This is a genomic window from Woeseia sp. D3-10, from assembly GCF_055809415.1.
In genome coordinates this window covers 3,789,597-3,807,278 of sequence record NZ_JBVVTW010000007.1, presented here as the reverse complement: position 1 = coordinate 3,807,278, position 17,682 = coordinate 3,789,597, and the positions used below count along the sequence as shown (strand labels likewise).

Below are 17,682 nucleotides of genomic sequence, written 5' to 3'. Positions count from 1 at the left end.
CCCTCCCGAAATACGCAGGTAGCGCCAACATGCGCAGCAACAACGCACGAACGCTCTTCGAAAAAGTCTGGGCAGAACACATAGTTCGCCCGGAAACCGCCGACACGCCGGCGATCCTGTACATCGATCTGCACCTGATCCACGAAGTTACTACACCGCAGGCCTTTTCCTTGCTGCGCTCACAAGGTCTGAAACTGCGGCGCCCTGATCTGACGCTCGGCACTATGGATCATTCCACACCGACCACGCCGGTCGGCAGCCTTCAGGACATCGCGGTCGTGGCGGAAGGGGCTGCGCAACAGGTTGCGCAGATGGAGACCAACTGCCGCGAGTTTGGCCTCGAATTGCACGGCTTCGGTTCCCGGCACCGCGGGATTGTGCACGTCATCGGGCCCGAACTCGGCGCTACACAACCGGGCAAGACGATCGTCTGTGGGGATAGCCACACCAGCACGCACGGCGCGTTTGGCGCACTGGCCTTCGGCATTGGAACAACTGAAGTCGGGCACGTTATGGCGACCCAGTGCCTGCTGCAACGCAAAGCCAAAACCCTGCAAATTGATGTCCGCGGTACGTTAGCGCGCGGCGTCACGGCCAAAGACGTCATACTGGCCATCATTGGCAAAATCGGCGTTGATGGCGGTACAGGTCACGTCATCGAATACCGTGGCAATACCATCAGCGCAATGGACATGGACCAGCGTATGACGGTCTGCAATATGTCCATCGAAGCAGGCGCTCGCGCCGGGATGATTGCGCCAGACGACACCACCTTTGAGTTTCTGCACGGGCGGTCACGTGCACCGCAAGGTGCCGACTGGGAGCGCGCACTGACGCGCTGGCGTCAGTTGCCGAGTGATACCGATGCTACCTACGACAAGACTGTGACCATAGATGCATCGGAGTTGCAGCCTATGGTGACCTTTGGCACGAACCCGGGCATGGTTGTTGGCATCAACGAGCCGGTGCCCAACCGTACGGATGCTGGTTTTCGCAAAGCGCTCGACTACATGCGAATTCCGGCAGGCAAGCCACTGACGGAAGCTGCCGTCGATGTAGTCTTTGTCGGTAGCTGCACCAATTCCCGGCTAAGCGACTTGCAACAAGCTGCTGACGTATTGCGGGGACGCCACGTTGCGAAAGGTGTGCGCATGCTGGTTGTCCCGGGCTCGCAACAAATCAAAGCCGACGCCGAAGCCATTGGACTCGACGAGGTTTTTCGTGCTGCCGGCGCTGAATGGCGGGAGTCTGGCTGTTCAATGTGTCTCGGTATGAACGGCGACACGGTCGCTGCAGGCCACCTCAGCGTGAGCACGAGCAACCGCAATTTTGAAGGACGCCAGGGCAAAGGCGCCCGAACCGTGCTCGCCAGCCCCATGACCGCCGCTGCCTCGGCAATCGTCGGTCGGGTTGCAGACCCACGCCCGTTCTTGTAATACCCACGGAGCCGACATGGACCCTATTCGACAAATTACTTCCCGCACCGTGGTACTGCCTGTTGCCGACGTAGATACCGATCAAATCATCCCGGCCCGCTTTCTGACCACGACCTCCCGAGATGGGCTCGGCAAAAACCTGTTTGCAGATTGGCGTTACCAGGCCAACGGTGAAATGAATCCGGAGTTCGCGCTCAACCAACCACATGCGGAAGGTTGCCGGGTTCTCGTCGCCGATCGAAATTTCGGTTGCGGCTCTTCAAGGGAACACGCACCGTGGGCACTGCTCGACTATGGTATTACCGTGGTCATCAGTAGCGAATTCGCCGACATTTTTCGCAGCAATTCACTTAAGAATGGCTTGTTGCCGGTATTGGTCGAGCAAGATGTGCTGGACTGGCTGCTGAATAATCCAGGCGTCGAGGTTTCCATAGATGTGGAGTCGTCCACACTAACGCTGCCTGACGGTCGGCGAGTGGAGTACCCCATTGATGATTTTGCGCGGTATTGTCTGCTGGAAGGCGTCGACCAGTTGGGTTTCCTGCTGAAGCACAGCGACGACATCACCACATTTGAGGAGAACAGATCCTGGACGCCCTGATTACAGTTTTGCCCGGTGACGGCATAGGTCCCGAGGTTGCCGCGGCAGGACAGCAAGTCCTCACTGCGGTAGCGCAAAAATACAGCCACAACTTCAGTTATTCAGAACAACTGATCGGCGGCGCGGCAATTGATGCCATAGGCAATCCGCTGCCGCCCGACACCGTTGCCAGTTGCCGTGAAAGCAACGCCGTCCTGCTGGGTGCGGTTGGTGGTCCTAAGTGGTCGGACCCGAATGCCAGTGTACGGCCGGAGCAAGGTTTGCTCGCTATCCGAGCCGAGCTGGGCGTATTTGCCAACCTGCGCCCTGTGCAGATTCTGCCGCAACTCGCAGGCGCCTCTCCGATCAAATCGGAACGCCTGCGCAATGTCGACATGATCGTGGTACGCGAGTTGACGGGGGGCATCTACTTCGGCGCCAAGACCCGCGACGCGACCTCAGCGAGCGACTTGTGCGTCTACGAACGCCACGAGATCGAGCGTATCGTTCGCGTTGCTGCAAATCTTGCGCGCAACCGGTCTGGAAGATTGTGTTCGGTGGACAAAGCCAACGTGCTCGAGACTTCGCGACTCTGGCGTGACGTAACCACAAAACTCATCGCTACAGAGTTTACTGACCTGAACGTAGAACACTTGCTGGTCGACGCGGCTGCAATGCACCTGATTAACCGGCCAGCCGATTTCGACATCGTAGTTACCGAAAACATGTTCGGCGATATCCTTACTGACGAAGTGTCGATGCTGGCAGGTTCCCTCGGCATGCTGCCCTCGGCGTCCATCGGCGACTCCGAATGCGGTTTGTACGAACCGATCCACGGGTCCGCGCCGGACATTGCCGGAAAAGGAATTGCCAACCCGTGCGGCACTATCGCCAGCGTCGCATTATTACTGCGCTACAGTCTGCACCTGAACGACGAAGCTGATGCCGTAGAAGCGGCCATACGCCAGGTAATCGCTGATGGCAAACGTACTGCGGATATTGCTGTCGATGGTGATCAAGTGCTATCGACTCAAGCCATGACTACGGCGATCGTCGCTCAACTCAGCTAGAGCAAGTCTGCAGACCTGCCCAGTCAACGACTGGGCAGCTTAGCTGGCCAAACGCTGTTGGGGCTCTGAACTGACGGGCGAATTGCAACCGCCCGCTTCATCAACATCGAATGCCGATGCGCCCTTCGCAGGCACCAGACTGTCTCTGAACTTCCGGACCATAGCGGCCAATGGTCCGGTCTTGATCAGGAATCCGTCGTGCCCTTCGTCCGTTGACAGCGTCTCGTGGCTTGCATTCGGCAAGTGCCTGGCCACAACCTCAAGTTCGTGCACGGGATACAGTTGATCGGAGCTGCTGGAGATTAACAAGGCCGGCTGGGTGATGCTTTCCAGCACATCGAAATACTGGTCGCGCCCTCGCCCCAGGTCATGCCCGTTCATCGCCTGGATCAACCTTAGATAGCAGTTGGCGTCAAAGCGATCGTTAAGTTTGTCACCCTGATGGCGCAGGTAAGACTGCACTTGAAACGTTCCGTCGCCGCGCTGATCCCGTGCGAAGCGTTGTTGAAATCCACGCCAGCTCCGGTACATCGACACGGCCATCATTCGGGCGGCAGCGAGTCCTTTGCTGGGTGGCTTGTCGTCGCTGTAGAAACCGTCATTCCAATTGGCATCAGCCCGAATTGCCGCGCATTGTGCCTCGCTGCTGGCGATGCACCACGCCGAATGCCGACCGCCCGCGCCCATTGGCACTATGGCGTCTACCTGGTCCGGGTACATCGCCGCCCACTCAAGTGCCTGCATACCGCCTAGGGAGGGTCCCGTGACCAGTGCCAGCCGGCCTATGCCAAGATGATCGAGCAGCATGCGTTGTGCCCGTACACAATCACGCACACTGATGGCGGGAAAATCCGCTCGGTAGCGCTCTGTACTTCCGGCACGTAGCGATACCGGCCCGGTCGTGCCATAGCAACTACCCAGCAGATTGCTGCAAACAATGTAGTCTGACGCTGGATCAAATGCGGCGCCGTCACCTATCATTCCAGGCCACCAAACATCCACGTCGGCGGATGCTGTCAGGGCATGGCATATCAACACCGCGTTTGTCGCCGCATTGGCTGGGTCGCCCCATGTGCGATAGGCGATCGTCACGTCCTGCAGCGTCTCACCACACTCCAGTTTCAACGCACCCGGCAGCCGGCAATACCGGGTCAATGCCGACACGTGTCGCCGCAACGGCTCTTCGGCTGCACAGGCAGGCGTTGCGCTCACTGCGATGCCTAGCTGGCTACAGCGCTAAGAGTGGCGTTATCGCTTGCACGTTGCGCATGCTCAAGCGCACGCAGCACATCAGCAAGCAGATCGTCGCCGTTCTCGAGGCCGACCGACAAACGCACCAGATTGTTACCAACACCGGCTACAGCCAAAGCCTCACGACTTACAGCAGCATGAGTCATGGATGCCGGATGACACACGAGACTTTCTACACCACCGAGTGATTCAGCCAACGAAAAGTATTCGAGATTGTTGACGAAGGCGCGAACGTTCTCTTCATCTCCGGCCAGATCGAAACTCAGCATGCCGCCGAACCCTTTCTGCTGTTCCGCGGCCAATTCGTGTCCCGGATGGTCGGCAAGACCTGGGTAATAGACCCGCTTGACAGCAGGATGAGCGGCGAGCGCTGCGGCCAACTGCCCGGCATTTTCTTCGTGAGTGCGCATTCTTGAATGCAGAGTACGGACACCGCGCAAGGTCAGGAAACTGTCGAACGGCGCGCCGGTAATGCCCAGACAGTTCGCCCACCAGCTGAGGGTTTCCGCCAGTTCCGAGGTGGCCGCTATCACTGCGCCGCCAACCACATCGCTGTGGCCATTCAGGTATTTGGTTGTTGAATGCACAACGAGATCCGCACCCAACGCTAACGGATTCTGCAGCGCTGGAGACAAAAACGTATTGTCGACGGCCAAGAGTGCGCCGCACGATTTCGCTGCGTTCGCCAGAGCGCGAATGTCGACGATGCGCAGCAAAGGGTTTGACGGGGTTTCAGCCAGAATCAAACGCGGTTTGCGTTCGCAGGCAGCCGCTACTGCCTTACTGTCGGTTTGGTCGACGAAGGCAAGTTCGAAGTGTCCGCGCCTCGCGAGATTCTCGAACAAACGGTACGTGCCGCCATAACAATCATGAGGTGCGACCAGCAAATCGCCCGGCTCGAGCAACTGCACCAACAGGGTCAATGCGGCCATGCCCGACGACGTCACAACAGCGCCTGCTCCATCTTCAAGCTGGCACAATGCGTCGGCCAGCGCATCTCTGGTCGGGTTCCCGCTGCGGGTGTAGTCGTATTGCCGTTTTTCACCAAAAGCGGCAAAACTGAAGTTGGTGGACAAGTGCAATGGCGGCACGATGGCGCCGTGTTGCGTATCGGTTTCGATGGCAGCACGAACAGCACGGGTGGCCGGGTGAACTGAAGATGTCATTTATGTCTCCGCGTGAGCTTCCAATGTGCGACCACAGGTCGCGTACTCTCATCGGAACCCCGCGGATACCGCAGGAAGGGTGCTGTGCCCTCCGCGTCGTCCATCAAGGACTTTGCATTGCACTGCCCCTCATCTCTCGGAAGCGTCTAGCGCTCCGCAGGAGTTGGCACCTTATCAGGATGGTTAGTCCTGCAGGTTGCCCCGGCGTCTATGGGCCTTTCCCTCAGCCGGTCTCGATGAGTGGGACGCAGTCTAGTGTGGCCGTTGCAATCAGGTCAAGCATCCGCACGGTTTTTTTTCGGCGCCGCCATTCTTTCGCCCGCGTATACGTTTTTGAATTCCCTGCTTGCTTTCATCACCTGCTTGCACTAGTGTACTAACGCATTAATACATTAGAACAGCTCGAAACAGGCAAAAAACCTCATGAAACCGAATCGACAGGACTCAGCTACAGAGCGCGAACGTGCGGAAAATGCACTGTTTACGGCTTTGAGCTCTCTGCGTGGCATCGAAGAGTTCCGCAATTTCCTGAAGGACCTGTGCACGCCGGCCGAGCTTCAGGCTCTTGTCGATCGCTGGCAGGTTGTCGGCCTTTTGCAGGAAGATCTGCCTTATCGCCGCATTCACGAACTGACCGGCGTTAGCGTGACGACGATCGGACGGGTTGCGCGCTTCCTTAGCGACGGCCACGGCGGTTACCAAACAGCCTTGGAACGCAACAAACGACAAAGCCCGCGCAAACTTAACATCTCCCACTAGGACAATTCGCATGGAAAACCCAGAGCAACGCATCAAGATTGCGGTGCAGAAATCCGGCCGCCTGACAGATCACTCCCTCGATCTTCTTGAACGCTGCGGACTCAAATTTACGCAGAGCAAAGACCAGCTGTTTTGCTACGGCGAAAACATGCCTGTCGACCTGCTGCTCGTGCGAGATGACGATATTCCGGGGCTGGTCAGCGATGACGTGTGCGACCTCGGCATTGTCGGCCTGAATGTCGTCACTGAGAAACGCCATGCGTTGCAGGATGAAGGTAACGAAGCCCAGTTTGATCAGGTCTTTGAACTGGACTTCGGGCACTGCCGGCTTTCTGTTGCGGCACCCGAAGGCGTCGAGTTTGCCGGCCCGCAATCCTTGCAAGGCAAGCGCATAGCAACGAGTTACACCGCGACCCTTGGCAATTACCTGCGTGAGAATGGCGTCTCCGCCGAAATCGTTTACTTCTCCGGTGCTGTGGAAATTGCGCCGAAACTCGGTCGTGCGGACTTTATTTGTGACCTGGTTTCGACCGGATCGACGCTCGCCGCCAATCAGCTTCGTGAGGTACAAACGGTCACCGAAAGCGAAGCGATCATCATCCAGACTCGCGCTTCCCTGAGTACATCCAAGCAGGAATGGGTCAATAAATTGCTGCAGCGACTAAACGGTGTTTTGCAGGTCCGTGAAAGCAAATACATCATGCTGCACGCGCCACGCTCGGCCCTCGCGGAAATTCGTCGCTTGTTGCCAGGCTCCGAGGCACCAACCGTCATGCCACTGGAAGGCGACGACAAGCGGGTTGCCGTGCACGCTGTGTGCCGTGAAAACGTTTTTTGGGAAACGCTCGAGAACCTGAAAGCGGCGGGTGCCAGTGCAATGTTGGTGCTGCCTGTTGAGAAAATGCTGCCGTGAAGGTCACAACTGCAGGCAGGAGCATGCAAGTGCTCGTTTGGCGCGAACTGGACGATGAGCAGCGTCACAGCGTACTGCAACGACCGGCGCTGTCTGTCGGCCCTGATGTTGCAGACGCGGCAGCAGCGATTATTCGCCAAGTCCGAACCAACGGCGATGCGGCACTGCTCGAACTAACGGCCAAATTCGATAAGGCCGCGCTAACCTCCTTACGTGTCACCGCGCAGGAATTTGCGGCAGCGGAACAAGCACTCAGCAGCAAAGCCATTGAAGCTATAGACGTGGCGATTGCGAACGTTAGCCGCTTTCACGAAGCGCAACGCCTGACAGCGATCGACATCGAAACCATGCCCGGTGTTCGTTGTGAACGACTGACCCGACCTATCGATGCTGTCGGACTTTATGTCCCCGCCGGTACCGCGCCCCTGCCATCTGCAGCAATCATGCTTGCCGTGCCTGCACGCATTGCAGGGTGTGGCCGTAAGGCGCTGTGCACGCCGCCTCGCCCCGACGGCACCGCCGACCCCGCTGTTCTGGTGGCCGCTCAGCGTGCCGGCGTTGATGAAATTTACAAGGTCGGTGGCGCACAGGCTATCGCTGCACTGGCCTTCGGCACAGAGAGTATATTGCCAGTCGACAAAATATTCGGGCCAGGCAATGCATGGGTGACCGCTGCGAAATCGCAGGTTGCCGGTGTTGCAGGCGGGGTCGCTATCGACATGCCGGCCGGCCCTTCAGAAGTACTGGTTATCGCCGACCACACAGCAAATGCTGCGTTCGTGGCCTCCGACCTTCTCTCGCAAGCTGAACACGGCGCTGACTCTCAGGTCATCTTGCTCAGCACCAGCGAACAATTGGTGTCAGAGGTTACAACGCAACTTGATCAGCAACTGCAGACACTTGATCGGCGTGATGTCGCGGCCGCCGCGCTGTTGCACAGCCGCTTAATTGTTTGCGACGACCTCGAAACGGCCATAGCTATAAGCAACCGCTATGCGCCTGAGCACCTGATATTGCAATTCGAAAACCCGCGCAGTGCCCTACCTGACATCAGAAACGCGGGCTCCGTGTTTGTCGGCCCCTGGACACCCGAGTCAGTCGGCGACTACTGCAGCGGCACCAATCACGTGCTGCCGACTTACGGCGCGGCCAGAAACTTCAGCGGCTTGGGGCTGGAACAGTTCTGCCGGCAAATGACGGTGCAGGAACTCACCCCGGATGGCCTGAAGCGACTCGGCTCCAGCGTTACGGAACTCGCACGTCTCGAAGGCCTCGATGCTCACGCCGCTGCCGTTGATATTCGTATCAACAGCCTGACGGAGCGCAAGCGGTGAGCATCGATAAATTGGCCCGGCCGGAAATTGCGCGTTTGCAAGCCTATGTCACCGCAGAGCAGCAACCCGATACTGTCCGCCTGAACGCCAATGAAGCGCCTTATTCGCCGACGCTTGAAAATTCCGAGCTCAATCGCTATCCGCAGATTCGGCCGGACGCGATCATTGAGCGACTGGCCGGGTTGTACGGTGTAACCATGGAACACGTCATGGTTACACGCGGCAGCAGCGAGGCTATCGATATCTTGATTCGTAGCTTTTGCAGGGCCTATACCGACAACATCGTTACGACATCACCATCTTTCGCGATGTACCGCGTATATGCTGAAATGCAGGCCGCCGAGATAGTGCAAGTCCCGCTGAGCATGGAGCGTGATTTCGCACTGGACACGGAACTGCTACTTGCTGCCTGCACCGACAACAGCAAATTGATCTTCCTCTGTTCACCAAACAATCCGAGTGGCGATTTGCTGGACAACGACAGCATCTTGCAGATTGTGAAAGCACGCGCCGGTCGTTCCATAGTGGTCGTGGATGAGGCCTACATCGAATTCAGCGAACGGCCGTCATTGCTAAACGCGCTGAATGATTACGACAACCTCGTCATATTGCGTACGCTATCCAAAGCCTACGGTCTTGCAGGTTTACGCTGCGGCAGCATAATTGCACCGGCTGCCACGATTCGCTTATTGAGCGCCATGTTACCGCCCTACGCCTTTTCAACGCCGACCACGGAACGGGTACTGGAGGCATTGACACCGGAATCGATTGCCACTGCGAATGCACTGGTCACCACAACAACGGCAGAACGAGGCCGGGTACGCGCGGGCCTGGAAGCGCTTGAACCGGTAGTGAAGGTCTGGCCAAGTCAAAGCAACTTTTTGCTCGTTCGTTTTCGGGATCTCGATGCAGTCCACCACGCACTCGGCAAAGCAAAAGTATTGATCCGCTCTTTCGCCAAAGATGAATTGCTGAACAATTGTGCACGAATCACCATCGGCGCAGCGACTGAGAACAATCTGCTGATTGATACCCTAAAGAATTTAACGGAGACCGAAACGTGAGTTCATCCGTACTTTTTATTGACCGCGACGGAACGCTGGTTGAAGAACCTGAAGACTATCAGGTCGACAAGCTCGACAAAATCAAGCTCCTGCCAGCGGTAATTCCGTCGCTCATTCGTCTGGTCAATGCCGGCTATCGCCTTGTCATGGTCAGCAATCAGGACGGCCTCGGCACAGAATCCTTTCCGCAAGACGATTTCGAACGCTGTCAGAGCCATATCGTTTCCTTGTTCGCCAGCCAAGGAATTTGCTTTGATGAAATTCTGATCTGCCCGCATAGAGATGAGGACGGCTGCGCCTGCCGCAAACCCCGTACCGGACTACTGACTCGCTATTTGGCCAGCACCGATCTCAATGTCGCGCGCAGCGCTGTCATCGGTGATCGGGAAACAGATATGCAGTTAGCAGAAAACCTCGGCGTTCGCGGCTGTCTAGTTTCGCCGGACGGCGATTGGGAGCAATCCTGGCCCGGCATCGCGAGCGCACTACTCGATACCGAACGTCGCGCTGACGTTCGCCGCGAAACCAAGGAAACCCGGATTCGGATACAGGTGAATCTCGACAACGAGCAACCTGTCGCTATCGATACCGGCCTCGGCTTTCTCGACCACATGCTCGAACAAATTGCGCGGCACGGTGGATTCAGTATGCAAATCAAGTGCGACGGGGATCTGCACATAGACGAGCACCACACAGTTGAAGATATTGCCTTGTGTCTGGGACAAGCACTGCGTGAAGCGCTTGGCAACAAGCTCGGCATTGGCCGATTTGGATTTTTGTTACCGATGGACGAGACCGAAGCCAAAGTATCCATCGATTTATCCGGTCGACCCTACTTCGTGTTCGACGGCCATTTTCCACGTGCTGAAGTAGGCGGCCTTGCGACGGAACTGGTGCCACATTTCTTCCGCTCGCTGGCGGATGCATTGGCAGCAGCGCTGCACATCGAAGTCCGCGGCGAAAACACACACCATATGGTAGAAGCTTGCTTCAAGAGCACAGGCCGTGCTCTGCGCCAAGCCGTACGCATTGAAGGCGACAGTCTGCCTTCGACCAAAGGCATGCTGGCCTGATATGAAGAACGACGTTGTAATTATCGACAGTGGTGGCGCAAACATTGCGTCATTGATGTTCGCGCTTGAACGGCTCGGAGCAACGGCTACCCTGACGACCGATAAGGAAGTCATAGGCAATGCCCCCAGAGTTATTCTGCCCGGTGTTGGCGCGGCGGGCGACGCCATGCAACGGCTCGAACAACATGACCTCCTTGACCTGATTCCAGGCCTTACACAACCGGTCCTTGGCGTATGCCTCGGTATGCAATTATTGGCTGAATACTCTGCCGAGGGCGATACGCGCTGCCTCGGCGTAATTCCCGCGACCGCAACGAAACTCCCTGACGACCAGGGCATTCCGGTACCCAACATGGGCTGGTGCCGTATCGATAAGCAAGGCGACCACCCACTCTTGTACGGCATCGACGAAGGCAGCTGGTTCTATTTTGTGCACAGCTACGCATTGCCGATCGGCGATTACAGTTGCGCGACGGCGCGCCATGCAGATGAGTTTTGCGCCATTGCTGCACAGGACAACTTTTACGCCGCTCAATGCCACCCCGAACGCTCCGCGAACGCGGGCGCACGCTTACTCAAAAACTTCCTGCAGATGTCCTGATGAAAATAATACCGGCAATAGATTTAAAAGACGGCTGTTGTGTCCGCCTGTTCAAGGGCGACTTCGCGCAGCAAACTCACTACAGCGCAGAGCCGCTGGTCGTCGCTCGCCAGTTCTACGACTACGGTTTCCGCTACCTGCACGTCGTCGATCTCGACGGCGCACAAAGTGGCCAGCAGATCAATCGGGACTGCGTCCAACAACTTGTCTCCGCAAGCGGCTTGTCGGTACAGCTTGGCGGCGGAATTCGCGACATTGAAACCGTTAATGCGTGGCTGGAAGCCGGCGTGCAACGATTGGTGGTCGGCAGTCTTGCGGTCACGGAATCGTCCCGGGTTCTGGAATGGATGGACGAGTTTGGCGCGGACCGCTTCGTGCTTGCTCTGGATTGCCGCTGCGATGACGATGGCGTTCCCTGGCTTGCCACCCACGGCTGGGTACGACAATCGGACGTTACCCTGTGGGACTGCATTGCTCGCTACGACAGCGCCGGAATGAAACACCTGCTGTGTACCGACGTCAGCCGCGACGGTGCCATGAGCGGACCGTCAGTGGACCTGTACCGAGAGATCCGGCAACGCTTTCCTACCCTCGAACTACAAGCATCCGGTGGCGTTCGAAATATCAGCGACCTCAATGAATTGCGAAGTCTGGGAGCCGCCGGCGCAATCACCGGACGCGCATTGCTTGACGGTTGCATCACGGCTGAGGAGATAGCGTCATTCCAGCAAAGCGCATAATTCCCTGCCTTGACGTCCGCGATGGCAAGGTCGTCAAAGGCGTGCAGTTCCGCAATCACCGGGTGGTTGGCGACATCATCGAACTCGCGGAACGCTATTGCCGTGAACAGGCGGACGAACTCGTCTTCTACGACATCACTGCCAGTCCGGATGGACGCTCGGTAGACCGCCGCTGGGTGAGTGACGTCGCCCGCGTCCTGGATATACCGTTCAGTGTTGCCGGCGGCATACGCAGCATTGCGGACGCCGAAGACGTGCTCAATCGGGGTGCCGATAAGATCTCGATTAACTCACCGGCCCTGCAGGACCCTTCACTGATTTCAACGCTGGCGAAACGCTTTGGTTCACAGTGCGTCGTTATCGGCATAGACAGTCGCGAAGCCGCTGGCGGTTACCAGGTGTATAAATTCACCGGCGATCCTGACAAGACTGTCGCCGCAGAATTCGACACTCTGGCGTGGATCCGCGAAGTACAGGATCGCGGCGCCGGCGAAATTGTCCTGAACTGCATGAATCAGGACGGTGTCCGTGAAGGCTACGATTGCGCCCAGTTGAGCCGGGCTCGAGAACAGTGCCGGGTTCCGTTGATTGCCTCCGGCGGCGCCGGTGCAATGGGCCATTTTGCCGACGTATTTCGCACCAGTAACGTGGACGGTGCCTTGGCCGCCAGCGTTTTCCACAGCGGAGAGATTGCGATCGGCGCGCTGAAAACCTACCTGCATGAACAACGCATTGACGTGCGCCTTCCGGACACGTCAAACCTGGGAAATGAATAATGAGCAGCAATACAATCGACTTTCTGACCACACTTGAAAACGTGATCAGGGAACGCGCGAAGCAACCGGGCAATGACAGCTATACGGCCAAACTATTGGCCGCCGGCACCCGTCGTATCGCGCAAAAAGTGGGCGAAGAAGGCGTAGAGGTTGCTTTGGCAGCCACCGCGGGTGAACGCGATGAACTGTTGGAAGAAACCGCCGACCTTCTCTACCACCTCCTCGTGCTGCTGACTGACAGCGGCCTTCGACTATCTGATGCCGTCGCTGTACTCGAATCCAGGCATAACCGCTAACTCAGATCACTACCTCGTCTGCCGGTTCACGCAGGTTGTAACGCGAACTCATTACGCGGCCGTAAGCACCTGCGTTGGCAATAGCAATAACGTCGTTCTCGCTACTCGGCGGTAATAACCGGTCCGTTCCCAGTTTGTCGCCGGTCTCACAGATAGGCCCAACCACTGTGACCGATTCCGTAGCCACCTCGTCGGCCCGGCTAAGGTTGACGATCTCATGCCAGGCCCCGTACAGCGCAGGCCGGATTAGCGAATTCATTCCAGTGCTAACGCCAACGTACTGCATGCTGCCCTTGCCTTTAACCTGAGTAACTCGTGCGAGCAGCACTCCCGATTGCGCCACCAGGTAACGTCCGGGTTCAAGCCACAAACGGTACTTCGGATACGCCTTGCGGATTTCATTGAGCGTTTGATCGAGTGCGGCAATATCGAATGCAGTATCCACGGAACGATCAGGCACGCCGAGCCCGCCGCCAAGATCCAGCACTTCCACGTTGGGGAATCGATCCGCAACCTGCGCGAGCGTTGCCGCCACTGACCGCCAGTTGTCCGGATCGAGTATTCCGCTACCACTGTGTGCGTGGATACCGATGACGTCGGCACCTGCGCGTTCGAGCAGCTCCTGCAGTTCGTCCATTTCGAACAATGGCACGCCAAATTTAGACTGCACACCGCCGGTTTTCACGTGTTCGTGGTGACCTCTGCCCTGGCCCGGATCGACGCGGATGAATAGTTTGACGCCCTTGAATATCTCGGGCCAGGCTCGCAACGGGTACAAGTTATCGAGCGTTAGCTGCAAGCCCTGATCGCGCCCCCAAATGTATTCTTCCTTGGGTGCGAAATTCGGCGTGAATAGAACCCGGCTGTTGTCAAAATCCGGAATGACCTCGTGAAGCTTCTGGACTTCCCCTGGCGACACACATTCAAAGTCAACGCCAAGATCGCTGATCAGACGCAGAATTTCGGGGTTGAAATTCGCCTTCATCGCGTACAGGACCCGATCAACCGACTGCAGGCCCAGCAACGATTCCGCCGCAGCACGCACCGTGTCGCTGTCGTAAACGTAGGCATGCAGCCGACCATCAAGCAAACTCAAGAGTTCGTCGCGTTTGCGGATCCACCATGCATTTGGGCTGGCGCGTGTCGGCTCTACCTCATCGAACAACGCTTCCCAACTCGGTCCAAACACCCGACTGCCACCGGCACTGCGAATGACGGCGTTGTGAATCCGGGTAACCAGTTTTCCCAACTGCTCCTGATCAATCACGAAACTAAAGTTCAGATCATTCGCCGCCTGCGAAACGAGGTGAATTTTCTCTTCATCGAAGGCGCTCAATACCGGCGCAATTCTTGGCAGGATCGTGCGGATCTTTCGACCCACCAGACTGATCACCGCACAATCAGGAATGACCCGCACCCGGCACAACAACTCGAGGTCCGTTACCAATGCCCGCTGAACATCGGCGGCAAGCATTTGGTCGTCGTTGTCGATAGAAACTGTAACGTTTGTTTGCGAAGTAGAGATGAGGTCAATGGAAATACCGTGTTTCGCAAAGCAGCTGAAGGCGTCGGCCAAGAAGCCAACCTCGTGCCACATCGCCGCACCTTCCATAGAGAACAGGGTTACATTGCGTCGCGCTGAAACGCCTTTTACCTGTGACTCGTTGTCACTTGTCACCGATGAAATTACCGTACCTGACACGCCGGGAGCATTCGTACAGCGAATGAACAACGGGATTCCGGATCGCCGCAGTGGACTAAGACACCGTGGGTGCAGCACACGACTGCCGGTAGACGACAGCTCTTGAGCCTCGTCGAAATGCAGTTCAGCCAGCAATCGAGCAGTCGGCACCAACCGTGGATCGGCCGTGAACATGCCGGGCACGTCGGTCCAAATCTCAAGTCGCCGCGCCTGAACCCGGGATGCAAAGTAACCGGCCGACGTGTCGGATCCTTCGCGCCCCAATAACACCGTCTCGCCCCGCGGGTTACTGGCGATAAAGCCTTGCGTCAAAATCACTCCCGTCCGGGCCGATAATTTTTCCACGAGGGATGGGTCGGGCGAGAAATCGCAGGTAGCCGACAAGTAGTTCTGGGCAATCGTGCGACGCGGTGCGTCGTTGCTGACCATCAACTCCCTAGCATCCGCCCAGCTGGTCTCAATGCCATTGGCATTGAGGAAGGCCGCGCCCAGTGTCGTCGACATCAATTCACCCAACGCCATCATGCGCACGTGCACTCTGGGGCTGACCTCACGCACCAGCTGTACACCCGCTGCAAGTTGCTCCATTTCGGCAAAGAGTTCCTGCAACAATGCTTTGCCGTCGAGCCCGAGATCTGCGGCCAGCGAGCAATGCATTGTCTGCAGCGCCGTCAATTCAACCTGTGCATCGCCCCGAATAGCGCTGGTGAGTATGTTCTCAAGCGCGTTCGACGCCCCGGCGATCGCCGAATGAACCACGAGGGGGCGCAATCCTGCCTGCAACCGATTGCGCAAGACGCCTGCGATGATTTGCCAGTTGTCAGCCGTCGCAACACTGCTACCGCCAAATTTGAGTACAACCCACTCTGACGTTGCTATATGCGGCTCTGCGCCTAGTTCACTGCTGGCGCGAAATTCTGCTTCTTCGATTTGCATTGTCATTCCTGTCGTACTCGTTCGTTAACGGTGGTTGTAAATGCGGCGCCCAAAAAAAAACCCGCACGGTGATTCCTTGCGGGTTTGATGACTGCAGCCGGATTTTTCTCAGCCGGTTCTGCCGCCCATCACGCCCACGCACCTCTGGCGCGCCGGTTTCTTTATGCGTTTTATTGCAACAAACAAGTCGTTGATATGGCACGTTACGGGGGCGGATGATTTTTTCATTGCGGAAGTAGAACCGAGCGCCGCGTCGACGTCAAGAGTGACAGGCATATTAATCCCAATCCGGTGCTTCAGTAATTGCGCCTTTGGATGCCGACGAAACTTCCGCCCGGTACTTGGCCAAAATGCCCGTCTTGACACTCGACGGTGGCCGACGCCACGTTTGCCGACGTTGCTCCATAACCTCCGGGCTGACATCAAGCAGGATCTGCCGACTCTCCGCATCGATCGTTATCTGATCGCCCTCTTCGACCAAGGCAATGGGACCACCAACCGCAGCTTCGGGTGAGACGTGCCCAACGACAAATCCATGGCTACCGCCTGAGAATCTGCCGTCTGTAATTAACGCAACCTCCGCACCTAGACCTTTGCCCATGATCGCGCCGGTAGGGCTTAACATTTCGCGCATACCGGGCGCGCCTTTTGGTCCTTCATAACGAATTACAATTACGTCTCCGGCAACAATCGCATTGTCCAGAATGGCCTGAAGAGCCTGCTCTTCCGAGTGATAAACCCGCGCCCGACCGGAGAACTGCAGTCCTTCTTTGCCCGAAATTTTTGCAACCGCGCCGTCCGGTGCCAAATTGCCGTACAGAACAACCAGGTGGCTGTTCGCTTTAATCGGATTGGCAAAATCTTTGACAATGTCCTGACCTTCCGGGTAATCGGCTACGTCTGCGAGATTCTCAGCCACCGTTTTGCCCGACACAGTCAGGCAGTCACCGTGTAACTGACCCTCAGACAGCAAGCGCTTCATCAACGGCTGAATCCCGCCAATCGCTATCAATTCCGACATCAGGTACTTACCGCTCGGCTTAACATCCGCCAGTACCGGCACGTTCTTGCCAATCCGGGTGAAGTCATCAAGGCTAAGCTCGACCTCTGCCTCTTTCGCCATAGCCAGTAAGTGCAAAACGGCATTGGTCGAGCCGCCCAGCGCAATGACCACAGTGATGGCGTTCTCGAACGCTTTCTGCGTCATGATGTCGCGCGGTTTGATGTCCTGGCGGATTAATTCGAGTACCGCCTCGCCAGCGCGAGCGCAATCATCAATTTTGCTGGCCGAGACTGCTTCCTGGGCCGAACTGTTGGCCAGGCTCATACCCAGCGCTTCAATGGCCGATGCCATCGTGTTCGCCGTGTACATGCCGCCACAGGCACCCGGGCCCGGAATGGCCGTTTGTTCAACATCCAGTAATTCGGCGTCATCAATCTTGCCCGCTGAATGCGCGCCGACGGCTTCGAAGACGGACACGATGTCCCGACGACCACGACCTGGCTTGATGGTACCGCCGTAAACAAACACCGATGGGCGATTCAATCTCGCCATCGCCATGACGCAACCCGGCATGTTTTTGTCGCAGCCGCCAATCGTCACAACACCATCGAACCCTTGCGCACCAACCACGGCCTCGATTGAGTCCGCTATGATCTCCCGCGACACCAGTGAATACCGCATACCCGGCGTACCCATCGAGATGCCGTCAGAAACCGAGATGGTGTTGAATATGACGCCCTTGCCACCGGCCGAATCCACTCCGGCTGCCGCCTTCACTGCCAGCTTGTCGATGTGCATGTTGCACGGCGTGACCATGCTCCAGGTTGAGGCAATCCCGACCTGTGGTCGCTTGAAATCCTGTTCCTCGAAACCTACTGCACGCAGCATCGCTCGACTCGGTGCGTGCTCAACACCGTCAACCACTACTTTCGAGTAGCGGCGCATTTCTTTTTCTGTCATCGGGGTTCGCTCTGTATTCGAA

General features: G+C 57.1%; 16 protein-coding genes and 1 riboswitch. Of the genes, 12 read left to right on the top strand and 4 right to left on the bottom strand.

Annotated features, from left to right (window positions below; genetic code table 11):
- The first annotated feature begins 29 nt into the window (after positions 1 to 29).
- Genes leuC through leuB form a run of 3 tightly spaced genes read left to right on the top strand, consistent with a single transcriptional unit; the run spans position 30 to position 3,086 of the window.
- A complete protein-coding gene (gene leuC / locus AC0L8N_RS17420) occupies positions 30 to 1,436 on the top strand; it encodes a 3-isopropylmalate dehydratase large subunit (protein ID WP_473669461.1) in 1,407 nt (468 codons plus the stop codon).
- A gap of 16 nt (positions 1,437 to 1,452) precedes the next feature.
- Positions 1,453 to 2,037: a 3-isopropylmalate dehydratase small subunit gene (leuD, locus tag AC0L8N_RS17415; RefSeq protein ID WP_473669459.1), complete on the top strand. Its 585-nt coding sequence runs from the start codon at positions 1,453 to 1,455 to the stop codon at positions 2,035 to 2,037.
- Entirely contained in the window at positions 2,025 to 3,086 is a 1,062-nt protein-coding gene (leuB, locus tag AC0L8N_RS17410) for a 3-isopropylmalate dehydrogenase (RefSeq protein ID WP_473670227.1), read from the top strand. Before leuD ends, leuB begins: the two co-directional genes overlap by 13 nt.
- 39 nt (positions 3,087 to 3,125) lie before the next feature.
- On the opposite strand, the gene metX is transcribed toward leuB, so the two are convergent.
- Both metX and metB read right to left on the bottom strand, forming a co-directional pair.
- On the bottom strand, positions 3,126 to 4,298 hold the full coding sequence (metX, locus tag AC0L8N_RS17405) for a homoserine O-acetyltransferase MetX (RefSeq protein WP_473669457.1): 1,173 nt from the start codon (positions 4,296 to 4,298) through the stop codon (positions 3,126 to 3,128).
- An 8-nt stretch (positions 4,299 to 4,306) separates the two neighbouring features.
- The gene (gene metB, locus AC0L8N_RS17400; RefSeq protein WP_473669455.1) at positions 4,307 to 5,503 is read right to left on the bottom strand and encodes a cystathionine gamma-synthase; all 1,197 of its coding nucleotides are present in this window, start codon (positions 5,501 to 5,503) and stop codon (positions 4,307 to 4,309) included.
- Between the two features lie 126 nt (positions 5,504 to 5,629).
- A riboswitch (SAM riboswitch) is annotated at positions 5,630 to 5,746 on the bottom strand.
- A gap of 180 nt (positions 5,747 to 5,926) precedes the next feature.
- Between metB and AC0L8N_RS17395 the strand changes: the two genes are divergently transcribed.
- Genes AC0L8N_RS17395 through hisE form a run of 9 tightly spaced genes read left to right on the top strand, consistent with a single transcriptional unit; the run spans position 5,927 to position 13,059 of the window.
- Complete coding sequence (locus AC0L8N_RS17395) at positions 5,927 to 6,262, top strand: YerC/YecD family TrpR-related protein (RefSeq protein ID WP_473669453.1); 336 nt, start codon at positions 5,927 to 5,929, stop codon at positions 6,260 to 6,262.
- A gap of 10 nt (positions 6,263 to 6,272) precedes the next feature.
- Positions 6,273 to 7,175, top strand: coding sequence for an ATP phosphoribosyltransferase (hisG, locus tag AC0L8N_RS17390; protein WP_473669451.1), 903 nt, complete (start codon positions 6,273 to 6,275; stop codon positions 7,173 to 7,175).
- A gap of 23 nt (positions 7,176 to 7,198) precedes the next feature.
- Positions 7,199 to 8,509, top strand: a complete 1,311-nt coding sequence (gene hisD, locus AC0L8N_RS17385; protein WP_473669449.1) for a histidinol dehydrogenase — start codon at positions 7,199 to 7,201, stop codon at positions 8,507 to 8,509.
- Positions 8,506 to 9,573 (top strand): histidinol-phosphate transaminase, encoded by a 1,068-nt coding sequence (gene hisC, locus AC0L8N_RS17380; RefSeq protein ID WP_473669447.1) that lies wholly within the window; start codon positions 8,506 to 8,508, stop codon positions 9,571 to 9,573. The genes hisD and hisC overlap by 4 nt, the downstream gene beginning before the upstream one ends.
- Positions 9,570 to 10,646 carry a bifunctional histidinol-phosphatase/imidazoleglycerol-phosphate dehydratase HisB gene (hisB, locus tag AC0L8N_RS17375; protein WP_473669445.1) on the top strand — a complete coding sequence of 359 codons (1,077 nt, stop codon included), beginning with the start codon at positions 9,570 to 9,572 and terminating at the stop codon, positions 10,644 to 10,646. The genes hisC and hisB overlap by 4 nt, the downstream gene beginning before the upstream one ends.
- Position 10,647: 1 nt before the next feature.
- Positions 10,648 to 11,247 carry an imidazole glycerol phosphate synthase subunit HisH gene (gene hisH, locus AC0L8N_RS17370; RefSeq protein WP_473669443.1) on the top strand — a complete coding sequence of 200 codons (600 nt, stop codon included), beginning with the start codon at positions 10,648 to 10,650 and terminating at the stop codon, positions 11,245 to 11,247.
- Positions 11,247 to 11,987 (top strand): 1-(5-phosphoribosyl)-5-[(5-phosphoribosylamino)methylideneamino]imidazole-4-carboxamide isomerase, encoded by a 741-nt coding sequence (gene hisA, locus AC0L8N_RS17365; RefSeq protein ID WP_473669441.1) that lies wholly within the window; start codon positions 11,247 to 11,249, stop codon positions 11,985 to 11,987. The genes hisH and hisA overlap by 1 nt, the downstream gene beginning before the upstream one ends.
- On the top strand, positions 11,969 to 12,763 hold the full coding sequence (hisF, locus tag AC0L8N_RS17360; protein WP_473670225.1) for an imidazole glycerol phosphate synthase subunit HisF: 795 nt from the start codon (positions 11,969 to 11,971) through the stop codon (positions 12,761 to 12,763). The genes hisA and hisF overlap by 19 nt, the downstream gene beginning before the upstream one ends.
- On the top strand, positions 12,763 to 13,059 hold the full coding sequence (hisE, locus tag AC0L8N_RS17355) for a phosphoribosyl-ATP diphosphatase (RefSeq protein WP_473669439.1): 297 nt from the start codon (positions 12,763 to 12,765) through the stop codon (positions 13,057 to 13,059). Before hisF ends, hisE begins: the two co-directional genes overlap by 1 nt.
- A gap of 1 nt (position 13,060) precedes the next feature.
- On the opposite strand, the gene AC0L8N_RS17350 is transcribed toward hisE, so the two are convergent.
- The gene (locus tag AC0L8N_RS17350) at positions 13,061 to 15,697 is read right to left on the bottom strand and encodes a bifunctional aspartate kinase/diaminopimelate decarboxylase (RefSeq protein WP_473669437.1); all 2,637 of its coding nucleotides are present in this window, start codon (positions 15,695 to 15,697) and stop codon (positions 13,061 to 13,063) included.
- 277 nt (positions 15,698 to 15,974) lie between these two features.
- Positions 15,975 to 17,660, bottom strand: a complete 1,686-nt coding sequence (ilvD, locus tag AC0L8N_RS17345; protein ID WP_473669435.1) for a dihydroxy-acid dehydratase — start codon at positions 17,658 to 17,660, stop codon at positions 15,975 to 15,977.
- Positions 17,661 to 17,682 lie beyond the last annotated feature (22 nt).